The organism is Dongia sp., from assembly GCF_041909655.1.
GTDB lineage: Bacteria > Pseudomonadota > Alphaproteobacteria > Dongiales > Dongiaceae > Dongia.
This window is the reverse complement of the sequence record NZ_JAYRDA010000004.1, coordinates 335,375-360,344: the sequence shown is the minus strand read 5'-3', so window position 1 is coordinate 360,344 and position 24,970 is coordinate 335,375. Positions and strand designations below refer to the sequence as shown.

The following is a 24,970-nucleotide window of genomic DNA, read 5'->3' as shown; positions in this document are numbered from 1 at the left end:
ATGAAACAGGCAGCAACCGCCTCGCTCCTCGCCTTCACCGCGGGCTTCGTCGATACGGCGGGGTTCATCGCGCTCTTCGGTCTCTTCACGGCGCATGTCACCGGAAACTTCGTGCTGATCGGCGCCAGCCTCGCTGATTTCCATCCCGGCATTCTCGGCAAGTTGCTGGCGCTCCCCGTTTTCATCCTGGCCGTCGCATTTGCACGAATCTATGTGCTGGGTCGGGAGAAGCGAGGACATGACGGCGCCGGCGGCTTGCTGGTCGCCGAACTGGTGTTCTTGAGTGCCTTCCTTGCGGCAGGCGTTGCGGCCGCGCCCTTCACCGATGCGGATGCGCCGCTCACCATTCTCACCGGGCAATTGGCCGTCGTTGCCATGGCCGTGCAGAATGCCGCATCGCGCACGGTCTTTGCCAAGCTCTCGCCCACGACAGTGATGACCGGGAACGTGACGCAGATCGTCATCGATGCGGTGGATCTTCTGGGCGGTGCGTCCGCCGGGGCGGAAATCAAGGCGCGCTTGAAGAAAATGGCGCCGCCGGTCGTGACATTCGCGCTGGGTGCCATGGCGGGTGCGCTGGGTTATGTGGCATTGGGTTTCTGGTGCATCGCGGCGCCGATCACGAGCGTTGTCCTCATCTTTTTTCTCCGTCGCGGCGCAGCTTCGGCCTGACGAGGAAGAGCGCGTGGACTTCGAGGCCATGTTTGCGCATGATGCCATCGAAACAAAAGGGAACGGGCATGGCGGAATTTGAATCCATCGAACAAGTGATCGTGCCGCGGCTGCGCGATATCGGCGATTTTTCGGTGATGCGCGTCCTCCCTTCCGCGCAGCGGCGCCTGGTGGGGCCGTTCGTGTTCCTGGATCAATTCGGGCCGGTGACTCTGCCTGCTGGGAAGGGCATGGATGTGCGACCGCATCCGCATATCGGTCTCTCGACGGTCACCTATCTGCTCAAGGGATCGATCGTTCACCGGGATTCGCTGGGCTATGAGCAATCGATCGAGCCGGGCGACGTCAATTGGATGACGGCGGGGCGCGGCATCGTGCATTCGGAACGCTCGGATGGTGAAACCCGGAAGCATCCGCAGGACCTCTATGGCTTGCAGAGTTGGGTCGCCTTGCCGAAAGAATTTGAGGAAACCGACCCAGCCTTCATCCACTACAGCGGTGGGGATTTGCCGGAGGGGAGCGAGGACGGCCAGCACTTGAAAGTGCTGGCCGGATCGATCGCCGGCCTGCATTCGCCGGTCGCGACGCATTCCGAGCTCTTCTATGGCGATGTGACTTTGCAAGCCGGCGCGCGCTTTCGTCTCGAGACAGCCTATGAGGAACGCGCTGCCTATCTGATTGAAGGTGTCGTCGAGATCGACGGCCAGGCTTTCGAACCGGGCCGGCTGCTTGCTTTCGGCAAGAATGCCGAGATCGTGCTGAAGGCGGTCACGCCCGTGCGTCTGGTGGTGCTGGGTGGTGCTCCCATGGACGGGCCGCGGCATATCTACTGGAATTTCGTCTCGTCGCGGCAGGATAGGATCGAGCAGGCGAAGGCGGATTGGCAGCGCGACCAGTTTGGAGTCAGAATACCCGGCGAGACGGAGTTTATTCCCTTGCCGCAATAGGCCGTCAAAGAGCCTTGGGTGGGGAAGGCGAGAGTCGGGGGGATCTTCCTTGAGTCAGGCCGTGCAGTTCGATGCCGACGATCCGAACGGCCTTGCGCGTGGCATGGCCGAACTGGGCATGCGATCCGAACTGGTTATCCAGGGCTACCGCTATTGGGATAGAAGCCGCCGTGGCCGCTCTTGTCCCGACCGCCAGGAAATCGACCCGCTCGTCGATATTCCCAACCTGACGCCGCATATCATCCTGTTCGACGTGCGGCGCGATCCGCTCGATTTCCGCTTTCGCCTCGTGGGCAGCGCTGTCCGACAGAATCTCAGCCGCGACTATGTCGGGCGTTGGTTTTCCGAGTTTGCCAATTACGATGCCACGGGATCGATCTGGCCGCGGCACAAATTGGTTGATGAGACCGGGCGCCCGATGTTGCAGCGCCCGACCTATGTCGGCCCGCATAACGATTTCATCTATGTCGAGAACGTACTGATGCCGTTGACGGTCAAGCAACCCGGCTGGGGCATGCAGATGATGTTCATCGATTTTATCCGCAAGAAAGTCTAGGCCGCATTACGACCATCGGGAGAACGGCGCAGTATGCAGCAGATTCTTCAATTCGATGCCGATGATCCAGACGGCCTTGCAAATGGCATGCAGGCGCTGGATATGCATTCCTCCCTCATCATCGAGGGCTATCGCTATTGGGAGAGCCGTCGGCAGGGGCGTCCGATGCCGGCGCGTACCGATCTCGATCCCCTGGTCGATGTTCCGCGCCTGGTCGCAAACCTCATGCTGTTCGATGTGCAATGCGCGCCGCTCGATTTTCGCTGGCGCCTAGTGGGCAGCCGTGTGCGGCAATATCTCTGGAAGGATTATACCGGCGACTGGTTCTCGAAGGATCCGAAATACAACAATCCGGAAAGTGCGATCTGGCAATCCCTGGCGCTGGTCGAGAAAAACCACCAGCCGGTTTTGCTGCGGCCGGCCTATATCGGGCCGAATGAGGATTTCACCCATGTGGAAAATGTGCTGATGCCCTTGAGCGTCGACCGCGACGGCTGGGGCATGCAGATGATCTTCATCGATTTTATCGCCAAAAAGAGGCGGTAAGGGCTCTTCACGTCCCCCTCTTCACGTCTGCGGCCGGCGCTGATAAGAGGGTGGCAACGACATCCTTTCGAAAGCAGCGCCAAATGACCAAGCTCGACGGCCCCAGCCATCCGCCCCTCACGGGCGAGAAGCCGGAACAATTGATCGTCTTCCTGCACGGCTATGGCTCGAATGGTGATGATCTCATCAGCCTGGCGCCCTATCTGGCGCCGGCGGTGCCGGAGGCGGAGTTTCTCTCGCCCAATGCACCCTTCCCCTGCGAGATCAATCCATTCGGCGGCTATCAATGGTTCGGGCTTGAGGAACGCAATGCGGCGACGCGGCTGGCCGGCACGCAACAGGCGGCCCCCATTCTCAATAGCTATCTCGACGAACAATTGGCGGCGCGCGGTCTTACCGATGCCGATCTGGCGCTGGTGGGTTTCAGCCAGGGTACCATGATGGCGCTGCATGTCGGCCTGCGCCGTGCCAAGCCCCTGGCCGCCATTGTCGGTTATTCCGGCATGCTGGTGGCGCCGGAATTGTTGGCCGGCGAGATCAAATCGAAGCCGCCCGTTCTCCTGGTCCACGGCATGGCGGATGAGGTCCTGCCGTTCCATGCGATGGCCGAGGCGGAGCAGGCGCTGCATGCCGCGGGCGTGCCCGTCATGAGCGAAGGGCGGCCGGGGCTGCCGCATTCGATCGACCAGCGGGGACTGGAATTGGGGGCCAGCATCCTCCATCAGGCCCTTTGCCGCCATCACGATCATCATCATCACTGAACGTCGCTTTGGTCCCCTTTTGGGTTGCCATGACAAGATCGTGAAAGAACCGGGGAGACCAACCGCTACATCTTGAGTTTTTCGCCGCAGCCGGTTAATGCTAGTGTATTGGCCGTGGTTATCCACAGCTTGTTGCGCGCGGGAGATGGCATGATGTTGGCCTCACCTGAGGCATGTCCGGCTCTGGTCCTCAACGCCGATTTCCGGCCGTTGAGCTACTTCCCGCTGTCCCTGTGGCCCTGGCAGGAAGCCGTGAAGGCGGTGTTCCTGGACCGCGTCAATATCCTCTCCGAATATGACGAGATGGTGCACAGCCCCAGTTTGGCGATGCGCCTTCCCTCGGTCATTTCCCTCAAGGAATACGTGCCGCAGGAGCGGCGCCCGGCCTTTACCCGGTTCAATGTGTTCCTGCGCGACCGCTTCCGCTGCCAGTATTGCGGCCGCACCTCCGCGGCTCATGACCTGACCTTCGATCACGTAGTCCCCCGCGCGCGGGGTGGCCGCACGTCCTGGCAGAACGTGGTTGCCGCCTGCCAGAACTGCAATCTCAGGAAAGGCAGCAAGCTGCCGCATCAAGTGGGCATGTTTCCCAGGAGGCGGCCCGTCCAACCAACGACGTTCGAACTCCAAGAAAATGGTCGATCCTTCCCGCCAAACTATCTCCACCAAAGTTGGCGGGATTTTCTTTACTGGGATTCGGAACTGGAAACGGGCTGAGGCCGCGTCATCTCACGACCGGTCTGTTGGCAGGGCGTCCAGCAATTCCTGGCGTTGCAGTGCCAGCGCCAGACGCAGCATGGTCCGGCGTTCCTCGGTATCAACCGCGGCGGCGCGGATCGCATTATGAATTTGGCCGCATTTCCGGCCGAATGTCAGGCCGTCGGGCCGTTGGCCAATTTCATCATAGAGCGACATAAGTGCCGCGGCGATGGCGGCCAGCAGATCGATATCGGCCATTCCCTCGGCTGAACGGGCTATCGACGTGTCCCGCGTGGCTGGCAGGCGGTCTTCGCCCGTGAGCAGCCACCAGGGATCAAGCGCCATGCTGCGTGCAAGGCTGGCGATCGCCTGGCGTTTCGGTTCCGACCGCCCGGAGAGATAGTTGTGCAGCGTGCTGAGCGGAATACCGCTGGCTTGCGCGATCCGCGTGGCCCCGCCGGCGCGATCGATGGCCGCACGTAACCGCGCTGGAAACCCGTCGATGCCGACAGTCAGATCGTTGGCGTGGCCTTTACCCATGACACCCTGCGGCGCAGCGCGAGAAAGCCGGCAAGGAAGTACCGGGTGTGGGACCGACATGCACAAATGGACCTAATACCCAGAGAAAAGGGAAATAGGTCTCATTTTTGGCATATACACCAAGCCATACATCCAGATATGAGAATCTATTCTTGAAATGAATGTCCATTTATGGCACTCTGCTCTTGTTTTGGTAATTCCACCGGCGCTGAGGCAATGGCCTCATGGTCATGGCCGATGGGACGCGCGCTGGAGATATGCGCCCTGACGCGCATAGGCAAAGCCGCCGGGACAAGCGACTGAGCAGGCAGCGCCGGTCCCCGGGCGACCAGGCAGGAGCAGGGAATGGGTGCGAGAAAACAGCGTGTGACGGTCGGTCGTCCCTCGCCGGCGGCCCGGCGGCGGCGCCTTGATTTCTGCGCATTTCCGCTACCCAAGCCGATGTCGTCGCTTCGATCCGCCCCCGAAAAAGACCGTGATTCAGCGCGCGGACTCCCCCCTTTTTGGACCCGTGCCGGTTGTGCCGCGCCCGTGTCCAGGGGCCGGCTTTCGTCGCTTTGTCATCATATCACTTGGCTGCGACCCCGCCACGGCCAAAGTCCGGACGGGAAAAGGGGTTAGCCGCCGCCAAATCGGCCCGATCAGGGCTGGACCAGCCATTTTGCCACAATTGCAAAACCATTGCCGGCGGCGTGCGGATGGCGTCGTCACAAACGCGCCTCCGGGCGCCGTTTTCAACGAAGGGGATGAGCGATGAATTTGGGCAGCTATCGGATCGGGACCAAGGTCCTGGCCGTGATTTTGTTTCTGGGTCTGGTTTCGGGCGGCATTGCCACCGGGGGCATCGTCTCCATGCGCCTTCTCAACGAGGCGACCGAAGCAATCGAGCATACTGGACAACAGACATTGTTGAGTGCCCGCATGCGGCAGAACATCCTGGCGCTCAATCGCGGCGAATTCCGCCTGGCCATCGACAGCCAGAACTTCGACGAAGCCGTCGCCTTCATCGACGTACAGCGCAAGGAATTGCAGGAGCGGCTCGATACCGCGACGGCCAGTGTGGTCGAACCCCAGATCGGCGCGGTTCTGGAAGCCTTCAAGTCGAGCATCAACGACTATCTGACGACGCTCGACGCCACCATCGCGCTCGCCAAACGCAATCAGCATGCTGAAATGACGGACGCACAGCGGCAACTCCTCACACAAGTGATGGAAAGTCGGTTGAAGGCGTCCGCCGCCGAGGAAGCGGCCGTTGCCTTTACCAAGGCCGTGGCGGACAAGTCGGAGCGCGTCACGAACGACGCCGGTGCGCTGTATGAATCGGCAAGTCTGGCGATGATCGTCGGCGCCGTGTCGGGTGCGTTGATCGGCCTTGGTCTCGGGCTGCTCATTTCGCAAAAGGGCATCGTGCGGCCGATCCGGGCGATGGTGGATTGCCTGCGGCGTCTTGCGGAAGGGAATCTGGAGACAGAAGTATTCGGAACCGAGCGCAAGGACGAGATCGGGGAAATTGCGGCCACCACGCAGATCTTCAAGGAGAACATGGTCAAAGCGCGCGATCTCGCCGCCGAGCAGGAGGAACTGAAGCGCCGGGCCGCCGCCGATCAGCAGGCGGCGATGCATCGCATGGCAGACGAATTCGAGGCGTCGGTGTCGGGTATCGTCGGCACGGTCTCTTCTTCCGCGACCGAGCTTGAGAAATCGGCCCAGGGCATGTCCTCGACGGCCGAGCAGACCAACCGTCAATCGACCGCGGTGGCCGCCGCAGCGGCGCAGGCCACGTCGAATGTGCAGACTGTGGCGGCGGCGGCGGAAGAGCTTGCCGCCTCGATCACCGAGATCAGCCGGCAGGTGGCGCAATCGGCAACCGTGGCCAAGCAGGCGGTCGATGAGACGACCCGCACCAATGCCACCGTCAATTCCCTGTCGGTGGAAGCGGAAGCGATCGGCGATGTGGTAAAGCTGATCAGCGAGATCGCGTCGCAGACCAATCTCCTCGCCTTGAACGCCACGATCGAAGCGGCCCGCGCTGGCGATGCCGGCAAGGGCTTCGCCGTGGTGGCGTCGGAAGTCAAGAACCTGGCGACCCAAACCGCGAAGGCCACCGACGATATCAGCGCCAAGATCCAAAGCATCCAGCAGGCGACTGGGCAATCGGTTAGCGCCATTCAATCCATCGCCCGCATCATCGAGGAGATCAGCCAGATTTCCGGCACCATCGCCGCCGCGGTCGAGGAGCAGGGTGCGGCGACGCAGGAAATCTCACGCAACGTGCAGCAGGCCAGCCAGGGCACCAATGAAGTATCCAGCAATATTTCAGGTGTGACCGATGCAGCCGGCGAGGCAGGTCACGCCGCCTCGCAAGTGCTGGCCGCAGCCAGCGATCTCGGCCGGCAGGCGGAAACTTTGCGGGCGCAGGTGACGCAGTTCATCGCCAAGGTGCGAGAGGGATAAGGACATGACACAGGCAAGCGGCCGATGAACATGTCGGAAGACGATCCGCTCTTCTTCCTCGACGAGGTGAAGATGATCCGCACGGCCTCGCTGGTCGCCACCAGCCTGGGGTCCTTGCGGCGTCTCGAAATCATCGGCCGCGGCCAGAATGTGGCACCCGACATCCTGCTGGGCTTTGCCAAACTGGCCAGAGAAGCCAGTGTCATGCGTGACCGCCTGGTGGCCGAGCGCGCGCCGATCCTGGATCTGGTGGCCAGTGATCCCGTCGCAAAGCGTCTGGCGGCGCGGGCCGATACGCTGATCGCGCAATTGGAGGAATTGGTGGATCTGGTCGCGCGGCTGCAGGCCGGGCAGGACAAGGCGGTGGCTCCGGAAACGGGCGATCATCAGCGGCGCAGCTAAGATCGGCGATCCGGTCCGCGCCTTGCCAGATCGGCCGGGCTCGCCTAAGGATGGGGAAAATCACCGCTCAGGATTTTCCCCGTCATGGTTCCGTTCCTGCTGAAGCGCCTGTTGCCGCTGCTTTTCGGCTTCGTCATCTGGGGGCTGGCGGTGGCGCTGCAGGTGCGCGCCGAACTCGGCCTCTCGCCCTGGGACGTGTTCCATCAGGGCCTGGGGCAAAGGCTCGGTATCACCATCGGCATGGCGGGTGTCGTCACCAGCGTCGGCGTGCTGTTGCTCTGGATTCCGCTCCGCATGAAGCCGGGGATCGGCACCGTGCTCAATGCGCTGGTGATCGGTCCTTCGGCGGATCTCTTTCTCGCCATCCTGCCGCCGATCGATGATCTCATTTTGCGCTGGGTCTTCCTGCTGCTCGGCATGGTGCTGATGGGGGTTGGGAGTGCCCTTTATCTCCCGGCTCGGCTCGGTACCGGACCGCGCGATGGCGTCATGGTCGGGCTCAACCGCAAATTCGGCTTCTCGATCCGCCTCTCGCGCACGATCGTCGAGGTCTGCGCCCTCGTCATCGGCTGGTTTCTGGGCGGCACCGTCGGCCTCGGCACGCTGGTGAGCGCGCTGGGCCTCGGTACCGTGATCCAGACCTGCCTGCAGATACGCCACCGTCTGGTCGAACGCGTGACCGGTGTGCCGCAGGGGGCGATCTAGGCGGGGGCGATCTAAGCAGGCGCGATTATCTGGTGCTGAGAGGCGTCGTTGCCAGCGCGGCGAAGGCGGCGGCGGTCACGATCTCGTTGACGGTAGCGCCGGTGCGGACGATCTGAGCGGGTTTCTGCAAGCCGACCAGGATCGGACCGAAGGACGTGCCGCCCATCTCCTGCATGAGGTTCGCCGAGATATTGGCGGAATGCAGCGCCGGCATGATCAGGATGTTGGCCGGGCCGTTCAGCCGGCAGAAGGGGTAAAGCTCCTTCATCAGGCTGTAATTGAGAGCGACGTTGGATTGCATCTCGCCGTCATATTCGAAATCGACCCGGCGTTCATCCAGCACCAGCACCGCTTCGCGGATGCGCACGGCCTTCTCGCGCGGGGGATTGCCGAAATTGGAGAAGGAGAGCAAAGCCACGCGCGGCTCATGACCCAGTTGCCGGGCGATATTGGCGGCCTGGACCGCAAAATCGGCAAGCTGTTCGGCGCTGGGCAATTCGTGGACGTTGGTATCGGCCAGCAGCACGGTGCGCCCGCCCGCCACGAGCATGGAAAGACCCATCAGGGTCTGACCGGGCCGGACGTCTATGACCTTGGTGACGTCTTCCAGGCACACATTGAAGCTGCGCGTGACTCCGGTCACCAACGCGTCGGCATGACCCGCCGCCACCATGCAAGCCGCGAAGACGTTGCGATCCTGATTGACCATGCGCTGCACGTCACGCGAGAGCACACCCTTCCGCTGTAGGCGGTCATAGAGCATGTCGTGATAATGCTGGCGATGCGGCGTGGTGGCGGCGGTGACCACTTCCAACCCTTCCGCGTCGTGCAAGGCCTGGGTGCGGATGGTCTCGGCGATGCGCTCGGGCCGGCCGACCAGAACCGGCGTGCCATAGCCCGCGGCGCGGAAGGCGATCGCGGCGCGGATCACCTTTTCCTCCTCGCCCTCGGCGAAGACGACGCGCTTCGGGTTGTGGCGCACGCGCTCGAAAATGAGCTGGAGCGAGCTCGCCGCGGGATCGAGGCGGCCCGCCAGCGAGGCCACATAGGCATCCATGTCGATGATCGGCTTCCGGGCGACACCGCTATCCATCGCCGCCTTGGCAACGGCCGGCGGCACATGGGTGATGAGGCGGGGATCGAACGGCACCGGGATGATGTAATCCGGCCCGAAGCGCAGGCGCCGGCCGGAATAGGCGGCATCGACCTCATCCGGCACATCCTGGCGGGCGAGCTCGGCGATGGCATGGGCCGCAGCGATCTTCATCTGGTCGTTGATGGTGGAGGCGCGCACATCCAAGGCACCGCGGAAGATATAGGGGAAGCCGAGGACGTTGTTGACCTGGTTCACGTAATCGGAGCGGCCCGTAGCGACGATGGCGTCGGAGCGCACGGCATGCACTTCCTCGGGCGTGATCTCGGGATCCGGATTGGCCATGGCGAAAATGATCGGCTTGTCTGCCATCGCCTTCACCATCGCGCCGGTGACGGCGCCCTTGGCGGAAAGGCCGAAGAACACATCGGCGCCCTGCATGGCTTCTTCCAGGCTTCGGGCTTTGGTCTTGACCGCATGGGCCGATTTCCACTGATTCATGCCCTCGGTGCGGCCCTGATAGATAACGCCCTTGGTGTCGCAGATGATGGCGTTGTCATGGGGCATGCCCATGGCCTTCACCAATTCGACGCAGGCGATCGAGGCCGCGCCGGCGCCGTTCACCACCAGCTTCACGTCCTTGATGTTGCGCCCGGTCAGATGCAATGCATTCAAAAGCCCCGCGGCGGCGATGATGGCGGTGCCATGCTGGTCGTCATGGAAGACGGGAATGTCCATCAGTTCGCGCAATTGCTGCTCGATGATGAAGCATTCCGGCGCTTTGATGTCCTCAAGATTGATGCCGCCGAAACTGGGGCCGAGATAGCGCACGGAATTGACGAATTCGGTGACGTCCTTGGTATCCACCTCAAGATCGATGGAATCGATGTCGGCAAAGCGCTTGAAGAGGACCGCCTTACCCTCCATCACCGGCTTCGAGGCAAGGGCGCCGAGATCGCCGAGGCCAAGGACGGCGGTGCCGTTCGAGATCACCGCCACGAGATTGCCCTTGGCCGTATAGTCATAGGCCGTGTTGGGATCCTTGGCGATGTGAAGGCAGGGATAGGCGACGCCGGGGGAATAAGCGAGGCTGAGGTCACGCTGGGTGGTCAGCGGCTTCGAGGCGATGATCTCGATCTTGCCCGGCCGCCCCATGACGTGGAACTGGAGGGCATCTTCCTCGGTGATGGTCGGCTTGTTGGTGCTCATGGCGCCTGTATTTCTCCCCAATCTTTGGAAAGCAGGCTGACATGAAATCGGGCGAAGTTAAAGAGGAAGGGCATGCGTCCTGACTTAAGTCAATCGACGCCCACGCATATCACAACAAGAATTGCGAGAATGAGGCAGGCCCGCCAGTAGAGGGAAAGACCGGCGCGGATGTCGGCGGCATTGAGCTGCCAGCGGCCGCCATCGTTCATCCAGGGATCGGGAACGAGGCGGCCGTGATAGGTGCGGGGGCCGGCGACGGCGAGGCCCAGGGCGCCAGCCATGGCAGCTTCGGGCCAGCCGGCATTGGGCGATTTGTGACGCCGGGCATCGCGCCGGACGGCGCGCCATGCCGAGACGGCATCGGCACCGCGCTGCAGCAAAGCGGCCAGAACGAGCAGCAAAGCGGAGAGGCGCGACGCGGGTAGATTGGCCCAATCGTCGGCCCGGGCCGACGCCCAGCCAAAGGCCAGATGGCGGGGTGTCTTGTGGCCGATCATGCTGTCGGCGGTGTTGAGCGCCTTATAGGCCAGCATGCCGGGCAGGCCAAGAAGGAGGCCCCAGAAAATGGGCGCCACGATGCCGTCGGAGAAGTTTTCGGCGAGGCTTTCGACGGCGGCACGGGAAACGCCGGCTTCGTCGAGCCTGTCGGGATCGCGGCCGACGATGCGGGCAACCGCGATTCGGCCGCCCTCGATCCCGGAGAGCTCGAGGGCCGATGCGACATCGGCGACATGGGCATAGAGGCTGCGCTGGGCGATCAGGGTCGACATGACGAGGCCGAGCCAGAGGGGCCCCCACGGCAGGGCGAGCAGCGCGGCCTGGAGAACCCAGCCGAGGCCGAAAGCGCTGGCGACCAGACCCGCGGCCACCATGATGCCGCCGCGCCGGCGCCGGGCATCCGTGTCGCTGGCGCGATTGAAGCGCCGGTCCGCCCATGCGATGACTGAACCGATCGCCACCACCGGGTGGGGCAGGCGGCGATAAAGCCAGCCGGGTTCGCCGAGGAGGGCGTCCGCGGCGACGGCGATCAGAAGTGCTGCTGGGTGCATGAGGTCGCTCGACATGGTTCTGCGATCAACCGCATCCGGACTGTCTCGTCAAGCATGCAGTGATAACGTCGGAAACGTCGGGGCAAGGAAGGCAGGCGAAGATGACACGGCACGCGGGATATGTCGGCGGATGCCTCTGCGGCGACGTCCGATTCGAAGCTCTGGGCGCTCCCCGGGCAGTCTTTCATTGCCATTGTTTTTCCTGCCGCCGCCAGACCGGGGCGGCAGTGGCGAGTTTCGCCGTGTTCGCGACCTTGGATGACGGTTTCCGCTGGAGCAAAACGGCGCCCGCCAGCTACCAATCGTCGCCCGGTGTTACGCGCTGCTTCTGTCCGCGTTGCGGTACGCCGCTCAGCTACCAGGCGAAAAAGTACCCGGACGAGATCCATCTCAATATCGGCGTGTTCGACCGACCCGGCGATCTGGTGCCTCGGGCGCATTTCCATGTGGCCGAGAAGGTTTCCTGGTTCGAGACGGCGGATCATTTCCCTCGTCATCCGCGTGGCGATGTCCTGGACACGCCGGAAGAGGAAAAATGGGGCGCGGACGAAGCATGAGCGCCGTCCTTGGAATCGGCCATGAAAGCCAAGCCCGTCTTGCGGATTTGCTGGTCCTGGCCGAGCATGGGCTTCGATCGGCCGGGCTGATGCCCGCAGACATCAGCGCTGTTGCCAGTATCGATACGCGCAGGGAAAGCGGGCTGGTGGCGGCCCTGGCGCGGCATTTCAATGTTCCCGCGTATTATTTTCCGGCGGCGCGGCTGGAATTGGAGACGCCGCGCCTCATGCACCCGTCGCCTGCCTTGTTCCAGCGCATCGGCTGCCACGGTGTCGCCGAAGCAGCGGCGTTGGCCGCCGCCGGTCCCAATGCAACGCTCGTCCTGACCAAGACTAAAGGAGCCGGCATTACCTGCGCCATTGCCCAGAGCGGCGCGAATCGCCGATAAGAATGCCATGAGCATCGTTCATTTCATCGGCGCGGGTCCGGGCGATCCGGACCTCATCACCGTCAAGGGCCAGCGCCTCATCAGTGAAGCACCCGTCGTCCTCTATGCCGGTTCGCTGGTGCCCAAGGCGATCGTCGCCCTGGCGCGGGAAGATGCGCGGGTGATCGACACGGCGTCTTTGCACCTCGACGAGATCGTGGGCGAGATGGAACGCGCGCATAAAGCCGGCCTGGATGTGGCCCGCGTGCATTCCGGCGATCCCTCGATCTACGGCGCCATCGGTGAGCAGATGCGCCGCCTCGACGCCCTCACCATTCCCTATGACGTCGTTCCGGGCGTGCCGGCCTTCGCCGCGGCTGCGGCTCTGCTGAAGACCGAACTCACTTTGCCCGAGGTGAGCCAGACCATCATCCTGACACGCGTGCAGGGCGCTTCCTCGCCCATGCCGCCGCGCGAAGACCTGAAGACCCTGGGGCAAAGTGGCGCCACCCTGGCCTTGCATCTTTCGGTGAAAAGCATCGACAAGGTGGTCGCCGAACTGACGCCCTTCTATGGCGCCGATTGTCCGGCGATCGTCGTCTACCGCGCCTCCTGGCCGGATGAGGCCGTGGTTCGCGGCACCCTTGCCGACATCGCCCGGAAGCTGAAGGGCGGTGATATCGCGCGCACGGCCCTCATCTTTGTTGGCCGCGTGTTCGGCGCCGCCGATTTCAAGGACAGCCAGCTTTACAACGCGGCGCACCAGCATCTCTATCGGCCGGAATAAGCGCATGCCGGAATCGCCGGACTTGAAACTCTGGCGCCGGCCCGATTTCCGGAATCTCATCGCGGCCCTCGGCATCTCGCATCTCGGTGCCAAGATCGCGCGCGAAGCACTGCCTTTGACCGCCGTTCTGGTGCTGGGGGCGGGTCCGCTCGCCATGAGCGGGATCACCGTCGCCACGACCCTGCCGACGATCCTGATGGCGCTTCATGCCGGTGCCTTTCTTGATCGCATGCGCCGCCGCCCGGCGATGATTCTGGCCGATCTCATTCGCTGCCTCATTCTCTTGAGCGTGCCGCTGGCGGCCTTCCTTGGCTGGCTCAGCGTGGCGCAGCTTTGTGTGGTCGCCTTTTGTGTCTCGGCCGCTACACTCGCCTTCGACATTGCCGACCAGGCCTACCTGCCGGGCCTGGTCGGGCGCGATCAGGTCTTGTCGGCCAATGCCGCCAAGGAAGCGACCGATGCCAGCAGCGAAATCGTCGGGCCGCCTCTGGGCGGCCTGCTCGTGCAGGTGATCGGCGGACCGCTCACCATCCTCATCAATGCGTTCTCGTATCTTCTATCGGCGTTCTTTCTCTGGCGGATCAGAGCGCGTGAGGAGACCGCAATCTTGCTCCGCCAGCCCGATATCCGCCGCGAGATTCGCGACGGCATCACCATGCTGTGGCGTGATTCGGTGCTGCGGCCGCTGCTTTTCGCGCGCTTCATCCGCACGTTCTTCGGCGGCATGCTGGGGCCGTTCTATGTGCTCTATCTCGTGCGCGATCTCGCCATCTCGCCCTTGGTGCTGGGCCTCATCGTCGCTGTCGGCGGGATCGCCAGCCTGATCGGGTCGGCATTGGCACCGCGCCTGGCGGCAGCCCTGCCGGTGGGGCCGGGCCTCATTCTCGCGTTTGCCGTGAAGACCCTGGGTCTCGCTTGCGTGCCCTTGGCGGGGCTGATGCTGGGGGTGTCGCCTTGGCTGGTGATCGGTCTCCTGATGATGCAGCAACTCCTCTCCGACGGCAGCACCGGTTATTTCGCCGTGCTGGAGCGCAGCTTGCGCCAGCGCCGCGTGCCGGCGGAATTGCTGGGCCGGGCCGGAGCCACCACCCGCCTGGTCAATGACGCGCCGGTCCCTTTCGCGGCGATCCTTGGTGGGCTCCTGGCGGAAAGCCATGGCATCGATCTGGTGCTCTGGCTGGCAATCGCCGGCTATGCCCTGTCGCCGGTGGTGGCGTTCTTCTCGGACGTGCGCAAGGTGAAAAATATCTAGCGCGCAAACCCCGCTTCGCCGACGAGGTTGCCCTTGCGGTCATAAACCAGGAGCTCGATGTCGATTCTGTGATCGGCCTCGGTGAGGGCGATGGTGCGGGCGGATTTGGCGATGTCGTCACCAATCGGGATGTTTGCCGCCGTGCAGATCTCAAGCGCTTCCATCGCGGTATTGCCGGCGCGGATGCGCGCGGCAACCTCTTCGCCGGCGCCGAGTGCCACCGCGCGTTCCGCGAGACGGCTGAGATCGATCTGGCTGCGGCTGGAATGGAGATCGAGATGGCCTTCTGCGAGTTTTGCCATCTTGGCAAAGCCGCCGGCCAAGGTGAGGCGGGGTATCGGGTGGTGGCGGAGATATTTGAGGACACCGCCGGCGAAATCGCCCATGTCGATGAAAGCATGTTCCGGCAGATGATGGCGCTTTTCGACCGCCGCCTCGGTGGTGGAACCGGTACAGGCGGCGGCGTGGTTTATGCCGGCGGCGCGGATGACATCGATGCCGCGATGGATCGAGGCGATCCAGGCAGCACAGGAAAAAGGATGCACAATCCCGGTCGTGCCCAGGATCGAGATGCCGCCGACGATGCCGAGACGCGGGTTCCAGGTCTGCCTGGCGATCTCGGCGCCGCCGATGACCGAGATAGTCACTTCCGCATCGGCATGAGTCCCGTGTTCGGCGGCGATTTCAGCAAGCACGCCCTGGATCATGGCGCGGGGGGCGGGGTTGATCGCCGGTTCGCCGGGCGGGATCGGCAGGCCCGCCTTGGTCACCAAGCCTACGCCATCTCCGGCTTTGAAGATCGTACCACTGCCTGGCGGCAAACGGCGCACACGGGACCGGATATGGGCGCCATGGGTCACATCCGGGTCGTCACCGGCGTCTTTTATGATGCCAACTTCAGCAAAATCGACGCCCAAGACCGGTTCCAGGAGGGGAAAGGCCGGTTTTTCGCCCTTGGGAAGGGTAAATGTCACAGAATTCCCGAATGTTCCGGTCAAAAGGGCCGAAAAAGCCGCCTTGGTGGCGGCCGTGGCGCAGCATCCGGTGGTCCAGCCCTTGCGCAGGGGACCATCCGGGCGCCTGGCGCCGGAAGCTGATTCGGGTGGGTCTTTCGCGGGAGGCATGACGCTATTGTATGGGCGGATGTCTTTTGCGGGCTAGTCTCGCGCCGATACTGCGCTAATTTGGGCGCCATGAATAAGCTATTTGCGACATTGCCGGAACTGGAGCCGGGCTGGGTCTGGCTGACCGGGGCGGGGCCGGGCGATCCCGGTTTGCTCACCTTGCTCGCCGTCAAGGCTTTGGGCACGGCGGATGTCATCGTCTATGACGCGCTGGTCGATCAATCGATCCTGGATCTGGCCCGACCCGGTGCCGAGCTCGAATATGCCGGGAAGCGCGGCGGCAAGCCCTCGGCCAAGCAGCCCGACATTTCGCTGCGTCTCGTGCAATTGGCACGCGAAGGCAAGCGCGTGCTGCGGCTGAAAGGCGGCGATCCCTTCGTCTTCGGCCGCGGCGGCGAGGAAGCGCTGACGCTGGTGGAAGCCGGTATCCCGTTCCGCATTGTCCCCGGCATCTCGGCCGGGATCGGCGGCCTGGCTTACGCAGGCATCCCGGTGACGCATCGCGATGTCAATGCGGCGGTCGCCTTCGTGACGGGCCATGACGCGACTGGCGAAGTGCCGGATTCGGTCGATTGGGCCTCATTGGCCAAGGGTGCGCCGGTCATCGTGCTCTACATGGCGTTGAAGCATCTCGGCCGGATCGCCGAGCGCCTGATGGCCGGTGGCAGGTCGGCGAGCGAACCCGTTGCCATCATCGCCCGGGCGACGACTGCCAGCCAGGAAGTGCTGGAGACGACTCTGGCCAAGGCCGCAGCGGAAGCCGAAGCCGCCGGCATCGAGCCTCCCGCCATGGTCGTCGTTGGTGAAGTGGTACGCCTGCGCGCGGCGATGGATTGGCTGGGGGCACTCGACGGCAAGCAGCTCATCCCCGATCCGCTCGGCCAGCGCCGCCGCGACCAGACCGGCTGAGGGCCGATTATGGCGCGCGGCCTCATCATCGCCGCCCCTTCCTCTGGCAGCGGCAAGACCCTCGCGACACTCTCGCTCCTTTCATTGCTGAAGGCGCGCGGCATTTCCGTGGTCGGATGCAAGGCGGGGCCGGATTACATCGATCCCGAATTTCATGCGGCCGCCACCGGCAAACCCTGTTTCAATCTCGACATCTGGGCGATGCGCCGGTCGAGTCTCGATGGGCTGTTGTCGCGACAAGCGGCGCGTGGCGATTTCGTGATCGTCGAAGGCGTCATGGGCCTCTTCGACGGCATACCTGGTAAATCGGGAAAGGAGAACGGCTCGACCGCGGAACTGGCACGGGCATTGGGTCTCCCGATTCTCCTCGTCATGAATGTGAAGGGCATGGGCGCCACAGCCACGGCGATCCTGCAAGGCATCGCCGCCCATGATCCCGCCCTGAAATTCGCCGGGGTCGTGTTCAATCAGGTGGGCGGGCCGGGGCATCGCGAGATTCTGGCCCTGGCCGCGCGAGAGGCAGGGCTGAAGCCGCTTGGATATCTGCCGCGTGTCCCGGCGCTGTCCGTTCCGGAACGGCATCTGGGGCTGGTCCAGGCACGGGAGCATGCGGGACTCGCGGATTTCTTTGCCGAGGCGCGCGCTGCCTTCGGCGAAGGGTTCGATCTCGATGGTATCGTCGCAGCGGCGGGTACGATTTCCAGTGATGACGCCGGCTTTCAGCCGCTGCTGCCGCCTTTGGGCCAGCGCATCGCCCTAGCCGACGACGCGGCCTTTGCCTTTTCCTATCCCTATCATCTTGAGGCCTGGCGGGAAGCGGGCGCGGAGATCGTGCCGTTCTCGCCGCTCAACAACGAGGCGCCGGATGTGGCCGCGGATGCAGTTTTCCTGCCCGGCGGCTATCCCGAATTGCATGCTGGCCAACTGGCCGGGAATCGCCGTTTCGTGGACGGTGTACGCGCCGCTGCTGCGAGGGGTGCCACGATCTATGGCGAGTGCGGCGGCTACATGGCTCTGGGCACCGGCCTCACCGACACCGCGGGTGTGCGCCATGAGATGATCGGCTTGCTGCCGGTCGAAACCAGCTTTGCCGCGCGCAAGCTGCATCTCGGCTACCGCGCGGCGCGGCTCCTCGCAGACGGGCCCATGGGTGCCAAGGGTACCGTCATCCGGGGCCACGAGTTCCACTATGCGACAACCCTGAGCGAAGGCGCTGCGCCCGCGCTGTTTCAGGTCGAGGATGCGCGGGGCCGCGATCTGGGACCGATCGGCCGGCGCGTGGGTTCCGTAATGGGCTCCTTCATGCATCTCATTGACCGCGCGGCCAACTGATCCGCCTTGCCAAGACAGGCCCGCTTCATGCACCCTGTCCCTTCCGTAGATTGAAGAAGCGCAGCGGTCGGGGGACCAGCAAAAAAGCGCGCGCAAAGTTCGGTCATGCGGCGGCGTCAACTCAGCCCCGAGGATTCCCCCATGCGTCAGATCCTGCCAGCCTTCATTTTCGTCGCGGCCAGCCTCGCCGCAACGCCAGCATTTGCCCATACCGGCCATGGGAGCAGTGGCTTCGCCGCCGGCCTGGTGCATCCTTTCAACGGTCTCGACCATCTGCTGGTGATGATCGGTGTCGGTCTCTGGGCCATGCAATTGGGTGGTCGCAATCTCTGGCTGGTGCCGCTCGCTTTTATGGTGACGATGGCGATAGGCGCGGCATCTTCGCTCTTCGCGTTGCCCCTGCCGCAGGTGGAACTGGGCATTGCCGGTTCGGTCGTTGTTATCGGCCTCCTGGTCGCTTTCGGCGCCAAACTGCCGAGCGGGATGGCCGCGACGATTGTCGCCTTGCTCTCCTTCTTCCATGGTCATGCCCATGGAAGTGAATTGCCGGAAGCCGCCTCGGCGCTCGGCTATGGTCTCGGCTTCATGATCTCAACCGCCATCCTGCACAGCATTGGCCTCGGCCTCGGTTCCGCTTTTGCTCGTTTGGCAAAGCCGATGCTGGCGCGAGGTGTCGGCTTCCTGGCGGCAATTCTCGGCGGCGCCTTGCTGGCCGGATTTTAGACCCAAAGGCATCGCTGTTTCTGTTGCGTTGCGGCGGCCGTTTCATCGCGAAACGGCTGTTCGCTCATGAGCGGATGACGGCTATGCATTTTCCGATGGAGTGAGACCCTCGCGCCTCAGCAGCGCCACGCTATGATGCGGCGATCATTCCCGCCGTGGATTTTCCGTTTTATGATCGTCGCCGCAGCCGCCGCCACCCGTTCTTGGCATGACCCCGTGACTCGCCCCGGCCCGGTTCTCTTTGCATCACTTTTCACACTGGATTCGATCGCCCGTGCGATCGTGGCGCCGGTTTTGCCGCTTGAGGCCCTGCGCCTCCTGGGTTCGGCGCGCGATGTCAGCATTACCGTGACGGTCGTTGGGATCGCCGGCGTCGCGGCGGCGCTCGCCCTCCCCGGCATCATTCACCGCTGGCGCCCGCATGCCACCTATCTGCTGGCCATCGCCATGCTGGGGCTCGCGTCGCTCCTAATGATGAGTGCCAGCTTCGTCGGTTTCGGTCTCGGCTGGATGATGCGCTCGATGGCGGCGGCGGGCCTTCTTGGCCTTCTCAACATTTATATCGCCGCCTTCATCGAGAAGCGTGCCCTGGCAAAATCCGAGCCCTTGCGCACGTTCTTCTCGGCCAGTGCCTGGGTCGGTGGACCGTTCCTCGGCATCCGCCTCTACGAGGTCGATCCTCATTTGCCTTTCATGGTGTCGATCGGCGCGGCGATCGTCCTATTCGCCTATTTTCGTGCGTTGAAGCTGCAGGCGCCAACACCGAGTGTGGGGCGCCGGTCGAATCCGCTGGTCAACATCCGCCGTTTCTTCAGCCAGAAGCGCCTCACGCTGGCCTGGATGCTCAATTTCGGGCGCGAGAGCTGGTGGGTAACTCTTTTCACCTATGCGCCGATCTATCTCGTGCAGGCCGGTATGCCCAATGTGGCAGCGGGCAATCTCATCTCGTCCTGCACGGCGATGCTGTTCGTCAGCCTGTTCTTTGGCTGGGTCGGGCGGCGGCTCGGGCTTCGGCGATTTATCGCGGGCGCATTCCTGTGGGTGAGTCTGGCGACCTTCGGCGTGGTCTGGTTCTCGGGCGATCCCGAGGTCGCCAGCGCGCTCCTCATAGCCTCGGCGGTCGGTGCGGTCTCGCTGGATTCGGTTGCCGTCGTCACCTTCCTGCGCGCGGTGCGGGCCTTCGAACGGCCGCAAATGACCATGGTGTTCAGTATCTACCGCGATGCGGCAGCGCTGATCCCGCCGGCACTTTTTGCCATTCTGTTGACCTTTTTTCCACTTCCTGTGGTGTTTCTGGTCAATGCCTGTTTCGCGCTGTTTTGCGCCTTTCTGGCCTTGAAGCTGCCGCGTGGGCTTTGATCCGCCGGGGCGGAGGGGGATTGCGCAGATCGCAATTGTCGCCGGAGGGCGGGATGGATAAGGTCCGCGCCATCATGTCCCTGACCCTCTCCCCCCGCCGCTACGGCCAGTTCAATTGGATCGGTCTCGCCACCCTCTATCGCAAGGAAGTCAGGCGCTTCTGGACGGTGGGCACGCAGACGATCCTCGCCCCGATGGTCACCACCCTGTTGTTCCTTGCCATCTTCGTGCTGGCTCTGGGCCGGGACGCGGGCACTTTGGGCGGCGTACCCTATATGGAATTTCTGGCGCCCGGCCTCATCATGATGGCGATGACGCAGAACGCCTTTGCCAATACCTCGTCGTCGCTGCTCATTGCCAAAGTTCAGGGCAATATCGTCGATCTCCTGATGCCGCCGCTCTCGCCCCTGGAACTGACCCTGGGTGTCGCTCTTGGGGGGCTGACGCGCGGCCTTGTGGTGGGCTTGGCCACGGCCGCCGCCATCTGGGTGTTTGTGCCCTTGAACGCCGTGCATCCCCTCTTTCTCGTCTTCCACGCGGTGGCGGCCAGCCTGATGCTGGCGCAGATCGGTGTTCTGGCGGGCATTCTCTGCGACAAGTTCGACCACATGGCGGCCGTCACCAATTTCGTGGTGACGCCGCTGGCCTTTCTCTCCGGTACCTTCTACTCGACCGAGCGGCTGCCAGAATTCGGCCAGATCCTCGCTCATCTCAATCCGTTCTTCTACATGATCGACGGCTTCCGCTACGGCATGATCGGTCATGCCGACGGTTCGCTCATCCTTGGCATCATCATTCTCAGCCTGGTCAACCTGCTTCTGCTCGCGATCAATTACCGTGCCTTCCAACAGGGCTGGCGACTGAAGGCATGAATGGGGTCAGCAGCATAAAAGGGCTGGGCACCCGCCGGTTCGGCGCGGTCAATTGGCTGGGCCTTCGCACGCTCGCCTGGCGCGAATGCAGCCGGGGCCTCAAAGACTATAATTACCAACTGCTGGGGCCGATCGTTTCCTCGCTGCTCTATCTCGCGATCTTCCATCTCGCGATGATCACCGTGGGAGCTGGCGGCGGCGCCCCCCTGCTCGATTTCATCGCCCCGGGGCTGATCATTTTCGTCGCCTGCGAGAAGGCGTTCGAGAATGCCTGCGGCTCGTTCATTTTCGACAAGCATGAGCGGGTCATCGCCGATCTGCTGATGGCGCCCCTGTCGCCGCTCGAACGCGTGCTCGGCTATCTCGGCGGATCAAGTGCGGCCGGCATCGTGGTCGGTGGGGCGGTGGCGATTGCCGCATTGCTGTTTGCCAGATTGGGGCTGCACGACCCCTTAGCCCTATTGTTCTTCCTGTTGATGGGGACGATCCTGCATGGCCTCATCGGCATCCTGGTCGGCATCTGGGCGGAAAAATGGGATTCCTATTCAGCGGTCCATACCTTTCTGCTGCTGCCGCTCTCTTTCCTGTCCGGGGTTTTCTACCGGGTCGACGGCCTGCCGGAGCTCGGCCAGGCGATCATCCGCTTCAACCCCGTCTTCTATGTGATCGACGGCTTCCGCTATGGCATGACGGGTGAGGCCTCGGCCCCCCTGGCGACGGGCGCTATTGTGCTGCTGGGGGTCAATCTGGCCCTCTTTTTCGTCGCTTTTGGCTGGTTCCGACGCGGCTACCGCCTGAAACCCTGATTCGCAGCCCTGCCCAGTACCACAAAGGGGGGCGGCCCAAAGGTTGACATTCCGGGGCTATCCCCGGAATAGTCGCCGCTTTCCGGGTCCAGAAACCCGTTTTTCGTCAATAGAGGCTGTCCATGAACGCGCTGATGCAGACCTATGGCCGTTACGATCTCGCTTTCGAGCGGGGCGAAGGTGCCTATCTCTTCGCGACGGATGGCCGACGATTCCTGGATTTCGCCAGCGGCATCGCGGTGAACGCGCTGGGCCACAGCCATCCGCATCTGGTGAAGGCGCTGATCGAGCAGGGCCAGAAACTCTGGCACACCTCGAATCTCTATCGCATACCGGGGCAGGAACGCCTGGCCGAGCGCCTGGTCGCAGCCACCTTCGCCGACAAGGCCTTCTTCGCCAATTCCGGTGTCGAGGCGGTGGAATGCGGGCTGAAGCTCATCCGCAAGTATCATGACGATTTCGGCGATCCCAACCGCTACCGGGTGATCGCCTTCGAAGGTTCGTTCCATGGCCGCACCATGACGGCGCTGGCCGCCGCCGGGAACGAGAAATATTCCAAGGGATATGCCCCGGCCGTCGACGGCTTCGATCATTGCGCCTTCGGCAATCTCAATGAAGTGCGCGCCAAGATCGGGCCGGAAACGGCGGCGATCCTCATTGAGCCGGTGCAGGGTGAGGGTGGCATGCGCGCCGCCCAGATCGAATTCATCCAGGGCCTGCGCAAGGTCTGCGACGAATTCGGCCTGCTGTTGATGTTTGACGAAGTGCAATGCGGCGTCGGCCGCACCGGAAAGTTCTTTGCCCATGAATGGGCGGGCGTTGCTCCCGATATCCTTGCCACGGCTAAAGGCATCGGCGGCGGCTTTCCCCTGGGCGTGTGCCTGGCCAGCGAGCGCGTCGCCGCGGCCTTCCAGCCGGGATCGCACGGCACCACCTTCGGCGGCAATCCGCTTGCCATGGCCATTGGCAATGCCGTTCTCGACGTGCTGCTGGAAGACGGTTTTCTCGCGCGCGTCAACAAGGTAGCGGCCCATCTCGACCGCCGTCTCGACGAGCTGCTGCGACGATTCCCCGGCGCATTCGAGAGCAAGCGCGGCATGGGTTTGATGCGCGGCCTCAAATGCGCGAGCGGCGTCACCAACACGGATCTGGTGGATAAATTGCGCGGGCTTGGCCTTCTCACGGTCAGCGCCGGCGACAATGTCCTCCGCCTGCTGCCGCCACTCATCGTCACCAATGCGGAAGTTGATTCCGCCATCGATATGCTGGCCGCCGCGGCGGCCGAAGCCAAGGCTGCTTAAAATGAATATGAAGTCTCAACCGAAACATTTCCTTGATCTCGACGTGATGAGTGCCGCCGATCTCCGGCGCATCATCGACACCTCGAAAGCCGTGAAGGCGAAGAACTTCCCGAACGGCAACGACAAGCCTTTCGCCGGCAAATCGTTGGCGATGATCTTCGAAAAACCCTCAACCCGCACCCGAGTCTCGTTCGAGATCGGCATGAAGAAGCTGGGTGGCGAAGTGGTGGTGCTGGAGCGCGAAAGCTCGCAATTGGGCCGTGGCGAGACGGTCGCTGACACCGCCCGCGTGCTCTCGCGCTATGTCGATTGTGTGATGGTGCGCACGACCAAGGAACAAAAGTTGATGGAACTGGCGGAATACGCCACGATCCCCGTGATCAACGGTCTCACCGACCGCACCCATCCCTGCCAGTTGATGGCCGACGTGATGACTTTCGAGGAACATCGCGGCCCGATCAAGGGAAAGCGCGTCACCTGGTCCGGCGACGGCAACAACATGGCGACCAGCTGGATCCATGCCGCCGTGCGCTTCGATTTTGAACTCAACATCGCCTGCCCCGCCAACCTCGCTCCGCCGCGGGACGTGATCGACTGGGCGCATGCCCAGGGCGGCAAGCTCCGGATCATGACCGATCCAGCGGAAGCGGTTAAAGGCGCCGATTGCGTGGTGACCGATACCTGGGTCTCGATGGGCGATGCCGACACCATCGACCGGCACGAACAATTGCGCCGCTTCCAGGTCGACGATGCGCTGATGGCCAAGGCCAATCCCGGCGCCGTCTTCATGCATTGCCTGCCGGCTCATCGCGGTGACGAGATGACGGCCAGCGTCATCGACGGCCCGCAATCGGTGGTCTGGGACGAGGCGGAAAATCGCCTCCATGCGCAGCAGGGGATTCTTTATTGGTGCCTCGGCCTGCTGTAACATGAGCGCCATGGCAGATCTCGGGACCTTTATCCCCGCCAGCGATTTCGTGCAGCCGTTCCAGATCGAGGGGCATGGCGTCCGCGGGCGCATGGTCCGCATCGATCGGTCGGCAAGCGAGATCGTTGCCAAGCATGCCTATCCAGAACCGGTGGCGCGCCTCCTCACCGAGATGATGCTGCTGGCCGCGACCCTGGCGGCGATGCTGAAATATGAGGGTGTGTTCACGCTGCAGGCCAAGGGCAACGGTGCTCTTAGGCTGATGGTGGCAGACGTCACCTCGGCTGGGGCGTTGCGAGGTTATGCGCAATTCGATGCCGAGGCGGTCGCTGCCATTCCGCTGGCCCAGGCCAATCTGCCGCGCCTGACCGGTGGCGGTTATCTTGCCTTCACGGTCGATCAGGGCGAGCATGCCGAGCGCTATCAGGGCATCGTCGAACTCGACGGCGCCGATCTGGTCGATTGCATCCATCATTATTTTCGTCAATCAGAGCAATTGCAGGCGGGCTTCAAGCTGGCGGTGGCGCGTCACGCCCATGGCTGGCGCGCCGGCGCCATCATGTTGCAGCGTTTGCCCAGCGAAGGCGGCACTGGCGGCTGGCTCCCGGAGGGTGCCCGTGCCACGGATTGGCATAGCGGGGCAGGGACGGACGAGGGCGATGCCGGAGAGCATGTGGAAACGGACGAGGCGGAAGATGCCTGGCGCCGCGCCATGGTGTTGATGGCGAGCGCAAAGGACGCCGAGCTGCTTGGCCCAGATATCGGTATCACCGATCTGCTTTATCGCCTGTTCCATGAAGATGGTGTCCGTATTTTCCCCGGCCACGCACTCAATGCGCAATGCCGCTGTTCGGAGAATCGGGTTGAACGCGTGCTGCAATCGCTTGCCGCCGAGGAACTCAACGATCTCGCCGTCGATGGCGATCTGGTCGTCACCTGCGAATTTTGCAACAGCGAGTACCGCTTTTCGTTGGCCGAGATTCTGGCAAGCCGGCCAGCCTGAGGGTCGCCGACCTGAT

The 24,970-nt window shown here is 63.1% G+C and carries 26 protein-coding genes; 22 read left to right on the top strand and 4 right to left on the bottom strand.

The window, feature by feature from the left end; translation table 11 throughout:
* The 6 genes from ACE3PR_RS10580 (at position 1) to ACE3PR_RS10555 (ending at position 4,199) form a co-directional block, all read left to right on the top strand.
* Positions 1-672: a YoaK family protein gene (locus ACE3PR_RS10580; protein WP_374371466.1), complete on the top strand. Its 672-nt coding sequence runs from the start codon at positions 1-3 to the stop codon at positions 670-672.
* 68 nt (positions 673-740) lie between these two features.
* Positions 741-1,619, top strand: coding sequence for a pirin family protein (locus ACE3PR_RS10575; protein ID WP_374371464.1), 879 nt, complete (start codon positions 741-743; stop codon positions 1,617-1,619).
* 49 nt (positions 1,620-1,668) lie between these two features.
* A complete protein-coding gene (locus tag ACE3PR_RS10570) occupies positions 1,669-2,175 on the top strand; it encodes a PAS domain-containing protein (protein ID WP_374371462.1) in 507 nt (168 codons plus the stop codon).
* 33 nt (positions 2,176-2,208) lie between these two features.
* Complete coding sequence (locus ACE3PR_RS10565; RefSeq protein ID WP_374371460.1) at positions 2,209-2,721, top strand: PAS domain-containing protein; 513 nt, start codon at positions 2,209-2,211, stop codon at positions 2,719-2,721.
* 83 nt (positions 2,722-2,804) lie between these two features.
* Entirely contained in the window at positions 2,805-3,482 is a 678-nt protein-coding gene (locus ACE3PR_RS10560; RefSeq protein WP_374371458.1) for an alpha/beta hydrolase, read from the top strand.
* A gap of 153 nt (positions 3,483-3,635) precedes the next feature.
* Entirely contained in the window at positions 3,636-4,199 is a 564-nt protein-coding gene (locus tag ACE3PR_RS10555) for an HNH endonuclease (protein WP_374371677.1), read from the top strand.
* A 12-nt stretch (positions 4,200-4,211) separates the two neighbouring features.
* On the opposite strand, the gene ACE3PR_RS10550 is transcribed toward ACE3PR_RS10555, so the two are convergent.
* Complete coding sequence (locus ACE3PR_RS10550; RefSeq protein WP_374371456.1) at positions 4,212-4,721, bottom strand: hypothetical protein; 510 nt, start codon at positions 4,719-4,721, stop codon at positions 4,212-4,214.
* A 753-nt stretch (positions 4,722-5,474) separates the two neighbouring features.
* On the opposite strand from ACE3PR_RS10550, the gene ACE3PR_RS10545 reads away from it, so the two are divergent.
* The 3 genes from ACE3PR_RS10545 to ACE3PR_RS10535 all read left to right on the top strand — a co-directional run bounded on the left by ACE3PR_RS10545 (position 5,475) and on the right by ACE3PR_RS10535 (position 8,282).
* Positions 5,475-7,175 (top strand): methyl-accepting chemotaxis protein, encoded by a 1,701-nt coding sequence (locus ACE3PR_RS10545; protein WP_374371454.1) that lies wholly within the window; start codon positions 5,475-5,477, stop codon positions 7,173-7,175.
* A gap of 24 nt (positions 7,176-7,199) precedes the next feature.
* Entirely contained in the window at positions 7,200-7,577 is a 378-nt protein-coding gene (locus tag ACE3PR_RS10540) for a hypothetical protein (protein WP_374371452.1), read from the top strand.
* A gap of 84 nt (positions 7,578-7,661) precedes the next feature.
* Positions 7,662-8,282 (top strand): YitT family protein, encoded by a 621-nt coding sequence (locus tag ACE3PR_RS10535; protein WP_374371450.1) that lies wholly within the window; start codon positions 7,662-7,664, stop codon positions 8,280-8,282.
* A 25-nt stretch (positions 8,283-8,307) separates the two neighbouring features.
* Here ACE3PR_RS10535 and ACE3PR_RS10530 read toward each other — a convergent pair whose 3' ends face one another.
* Both ACE3PR_RS10530 and cbiB read right to left on the bottom strand, forming a co-directional pair.
* Positions 8,308-10,584 (bottom strand): NADP-dependent malic enzyme, encoded by a 2,277-nt coding sequence (locus tag ACE3PR_RS10530; RefSeq protein ID WP_374371448.1) that lies wholly within the window; start codon positions 10,582-10,584, stop codon positions 8,308-8,310.
* An 89-nt stretch (positions 10,585-10,673) separates the two neighbouring features.
* A complete protein-coding gene (cbiB, locus tag ACE3PR_RS10525) occupies positions 10,674-11,648 on the bottom strand; it encodes an adenosylcobinamide-phosphate synthase CbiB (protein ID WP_374371443.1) in 975 nt (324 codons plus the stop codon).
* Between the two features lie 86 nt (positions 11,649-11,734).
* On the opposite strand from cbiB, the gene ACE3PR_RS10520 reads away from it, so the two are divergent.
* Genes ACE3PR_RS10520 through ACE3PR_RS10505 form a run of 4 tightly spaced genes read left to right on the top strand, consistent with a single transcriptional unit; the run spans position 11,735 to position 14,597 of the window.
* A complete protein-coding gene (locus tag ACE3PR_RS10520; RefSeq protein WP_374371441.1) occupies positions 11,735-12,190 on the top strand; it encodes a GFA family protein in 456 nt (151 codons plus the stop codon).
* The gene (locus ACE3PR_RS10515; protein ID WP_374371439.1) at positions 12,187-12,579 is read left to right on the top strand and encodes a cobalamin biosynthesis protein; all 393 of its coding nucleotides are present in this window, start codon (positions 12,187-12,189) and stop codon (positions 12,577-12,579) included. The genes ACE3PR_RS10520 and ACE3PR_RS10515 overlap by 4 nt, the downstream gene beginning before the upstream one ends.
* Positions 12,580-12,586: 7 nt before the next feature.
* Positions 12,587-13,345 (top strand): precorrin-4 C(11)-methyltransferase, encoded by a 759-nt coding sequence (cobM, locus tag ACE3PR_RS10510; RefSeq protein ID WP_374371437.1) that lies wholly within the window; start codon positions 12,587-12,589, stop codon positions 13,343-13,345.
* A 4-nt stretch (positions 13,346-13,349) separates the two neighbouring features.
* Positions 13,350-14,597, top strand: coding sequence for an MFS transporter (locus tag ACE3PR_RS10505; protein WP_374371435.1), 1,248 nt, complete (start codon positions 13,350-13,352; stop codon positions 14,595-14,597).
* On the opposite strand, the gene ACE3PR_RS10500 is transcribed toward ACE3PR_RS10505, so the two are convergent.
* Positions 14,594-15,721 carry a cobalt-precorrin-5B (C(1))-methyltransferase gene (locus tag ACE3PR_RS10500; RefSeq protein ID WP_374371432.1) on the bottom strand — a complete coding sequence of 376 codons (1,128 nt, stop codon included), beginning with the start codon at positions 15,719-15,721 and terminating at the stop codon, positions 14,594-14,596. The genes ACE3PR_RS10505 and ACE3PR_RS10500 overlap by 4 nt on opposite strands.
* Positions 15,722-15,790: 69 nt before the next feature.
* On the opposite strand from ACE3PR_RS10500, the gene cobA reads away from it, so the two are divergent.
* The 9 genes from cobA (at position 15,791) to ACE3PR_RS10455 (ending at position 24,954) form a co-directional block, all read left to right on the top strand.
* Entirely contained in the window at positions 15,791-16,630 is an 840-nt protein-coding gene (gene cobA, locus ACE3PR_RS10495) for a uroporphyrinogen-III C-methyltransferase (protein WP_374371430.1), read from the top strand.
* A 9-nt stretch (positions 16,631-16,639) separates the two neighbouring features.
* A complete protein-coding gene (locus ACE3PR_RS10490) occupies positions 16,640-17,962 on the top strand; it encodes a cobyrinate a,c-diamide synthase (RefSeq protein ID WP_374371428.1) in 1,323 nt (440 codons plus the stop codon).
* A 141-nt stretch (positions 17,963-18,103) separates the two neighbouring features.
* Entirely contained in the window at positions 18,104-18,685 is a 582-nt protein-coding gene (locus ACE3PR_RS10485; protein WP_374371426.1) for a HupE/UreJ family protein, read from the top strand.
* A 216-nt stretch (positions 18,686-18,901) separates the two neighbouring features.
* Positions 18,902-20,044 (top strand): MFS transporter, encoded by a 1,143-nt coding sequence (locus ACE3PR_RS10480; protein ID WP_374371424.1) that lies wholly within the window; start codon positions 18,902-18,904, stop codon positions 20,042-20,044.
* A gap of 53 nt (positions 20,045-20,097) precedes the next feature.
* Positions 20,098-20,916 carry an ABC transporter permease gene (locus ACE3PR_RS10475; protein WP_374371422.1) on the top strand — a complete coding sequence of 273 codons (819 nt, stop codon included), beginning with the start codon at positions 20,098-20,100 and terminating at the stop codon, positions 20,914-20,916.
* A complete protein-coding gene (locus tag ACE3PR_RS10470) occupies positions 20,913-21,722 on the top strand; it encodes an ABC transporter permease (RefSeq protein WP_374371420.1) in 810 nt (269 codons plus the stop codon). The genes ACE3PR_RS10475 and ACE3PR_RS10470 overlap by 4 nt, the downstream gene beginning before the upstream one ends.
* Positions 21,723-21,844: 122 nt before the next feature.
* Entirely contained in the window at positions 21,845-23,023 is a 1,179-nt protein-coding gene (locus ACE3PR_RS10465) for an aspartate aminotransferase family protein (protein ID WP_374371417.1), read from the top strand.
* Between the two features lies 1 nt (position 23,024).
* The gene (argF, locus tag ACE3PR_RS10460; protein ID WP_374371415.1) at positions 23,025-23,951 is read left to right on the top strand and encodes an ornithine carbamoyltransferase; all 927 of its coding nucleotides are present in this window, start codon (positions 23,025-23,027) and stop codon (positions 23,949-23,951) included.
* A gap of 10 nt (positions 23,952-23,961) precedes the next feature.
* Entirely contained in the window at positions 23,962-24,954 is a 993-nt protein-coding gene (locus ACE3PR_RS10455; RefSeq protein WP_374371413.1) for an Hsp33 family molecular chaperone HslO, read from the top strand.
* The last annotated feature ends 16 nt before the right edge of the window (positions 24,955-24,970 follow it).

What these genes read in the sequence shown, in the direction of transcription:
- ACE3PR_RS10555 (WP_374371677.1), top strand. Translation starts at nt 3,636, where the DNA reads ATGTTGGCCTCACCTGAGGCATGTCCGGCTCTGGTCCTCAACGCCGAT.
- ACE3PR_RS10505 (WP_374371435.1), top strand. Translation starts at nt 13,350, where the DNA reads ATGCCGGAATCGCCGGACTTGAAACTCTGGCGCCGGCCCGATTTCCGG.
- cobM (WP_374371437.1), top strand. Translation starts at nt 12,587, where the DNA reads ATGAGCATCGTTCATTTCATCGGCGCGGGTCCGGGCGATCCGGACCTC.
- ACE3PR_RS10535 (WP_374371450.1), top strand. Translation starts at nt 7,662, where the DNA reads ATGGTTCCGTTCCTGCTGAAGCGCCTGTTGCCGCTGCTTTTCGGCTTC.
- ACE3PR_RS10500 (WP_374371432.1), bottom strand. Translation starts at nt 15,721, where the DNA reads ATGCCTCCCGCGAAAGACCCACCCGAATCAGCTTCCGGCGCCAGGCGC.
- ACE3PR_RS10575 (WP_374371464.1), top strand. Translation starts at nt 741, where the DNA reads ATGGCGGAATTTGAATCCATCGAACAAGTGATCGTGCCGCGGCTGCGC.
- argF (WP_374371415.1), top strand. Translation starts at nt 23,025, where the DNA reads ATGAATATGAAGTCTCAACCGAAACATTTCCTTGATCTCGACGTGATG.
- ACE3PR_RS10515 (WP_374371439.1), top strand. Translation starts at nt 12,187, where the DNA reads ATGAGCGCCGTCCTTGGAATCGGCCATGAAAGCCAAGCCCGTCTTGCG.
- ACE3PR_RS10485 (WP_374371426.1), top strand. Translation starts at nt 18,104, where the DNA reads ATGCGTCAGATCCTGCCAGCCTTCATTTTCGTCGCGGCCAGCCTCGCC.
- ACE3PR_RS10540 (WP_374371452.1), top strand. Translation starts at nt 7,200, where the DNA reads ATGAACATGTCGGAAGACGATCCGCTCTTCTTCCTCGACGAGGTGAAG.
- ACE3PR_RS10550 (WP_374371456.1), bottom strand. Translation starts at nt 4,721, where the DNA reads ATGGGTAAAGGCCACGCCAACGATCTGACTGTCGGCATCGACGGGTTT.
- ACE3PR_RS10565 (WP_374371460.1), top strand. Translation starts at nt 2,209, where the DNA reads ATGCAGCAGATTCTTCAATTCGATGCCGATGATCCAGACGGCCTTGCA.
- cobA (WP_374371430.1), top strand. Translation starts at nt 15,791, where the DNA reads ATGAATAAGCTATTTGCGACATTGCCGGAACTGGAGCCGGGCTGGGTC.
- cbiB (WP_374371443.1), bottom strand. Translation starts at nt 11,648, where the DNA reads ATGTCGAGCGACCTCATGCACCCAGCAGCACTTCTGATCGCCGTCGCC.
- ACE3PR_RS10560 (WP_374371458.1), top strand. Translation starts at nt 2,805, where the DNA reads ATGACCAAGCTCGACGGCCCCAGCCATCCGCCCCTCACGGGCGAGAAG.
- ACE3PR_RS10545 (WP_374371454.1), top strand. Translation starts at nt 5,475, where the DNA reads ATGAATTTGGGCAGCTATCGGATCGGGACCAAGGTCCTGGCCGTGATT.
- ACE3PR_RS10470 (WP_374371420.1), top strand. Translation starts at nt 20,913, where the DNA reads ATGAATGGGGTCAGCAGCATAAAAGGGCTGGGCACCCGCCGGTTCGGC.
- ACE3PR_RS10465 (WP_374371417.1), top strand. Translation starts at nt 21,845, where the DNA reads ATGAACGCGCTGATGCAGACCTATGGCCGTTACGATCTCGCTTTCGAG.
- ACE3PR_RS10580 (WP_374371466.1), top strand. Translation starts at nt 1, where the DNA reads ATGAAACAGGCAGCAACCGCCTCGCTCCTCGCCTTCACCGCGGGCTTC.
- ACE3PR_RS10455 (WP_374371413.1), top strand. Translation starts at nt 23,962, where the DNA reads ATGGCAGATCTCGGGACCTTTATCCCCGCCAGCGATTTCGTGCAGCCG.
- ACE3PR_RS10475 (WP_374371422.1), top strand. Translation starts at nt 20,098, where the DNA reads ATGGATAAGGTCCGCGCCATCATGTCCCTGACCCTCTCCCCCCGCCGC.
- ACE3PR_RS10490 (WP_374371428.1), top strand. Translation starts at nt 16,640, where the DNA reads ATGGCGCGCGGCCTCATCATCGCCGCCCCTTCCTCTGGCAGCGGCAAG.
- ACE3PR_RS10530 (WP_374371448.1), bottom strand. Translation starts at nt 10,584, where the DNA reads ATGAGCACCAACAAGCCGACCATCACCGAGGAAGATGCCCTCCAGTTC.
- ACE3PR_RS10520 (WP_374371441.1), top strand. Translation starts at nt 11,735, where the DNA reads ATGACACGGCACGCGGGATATGTCGGCGGATGCCTCTGCGGCGACGTC.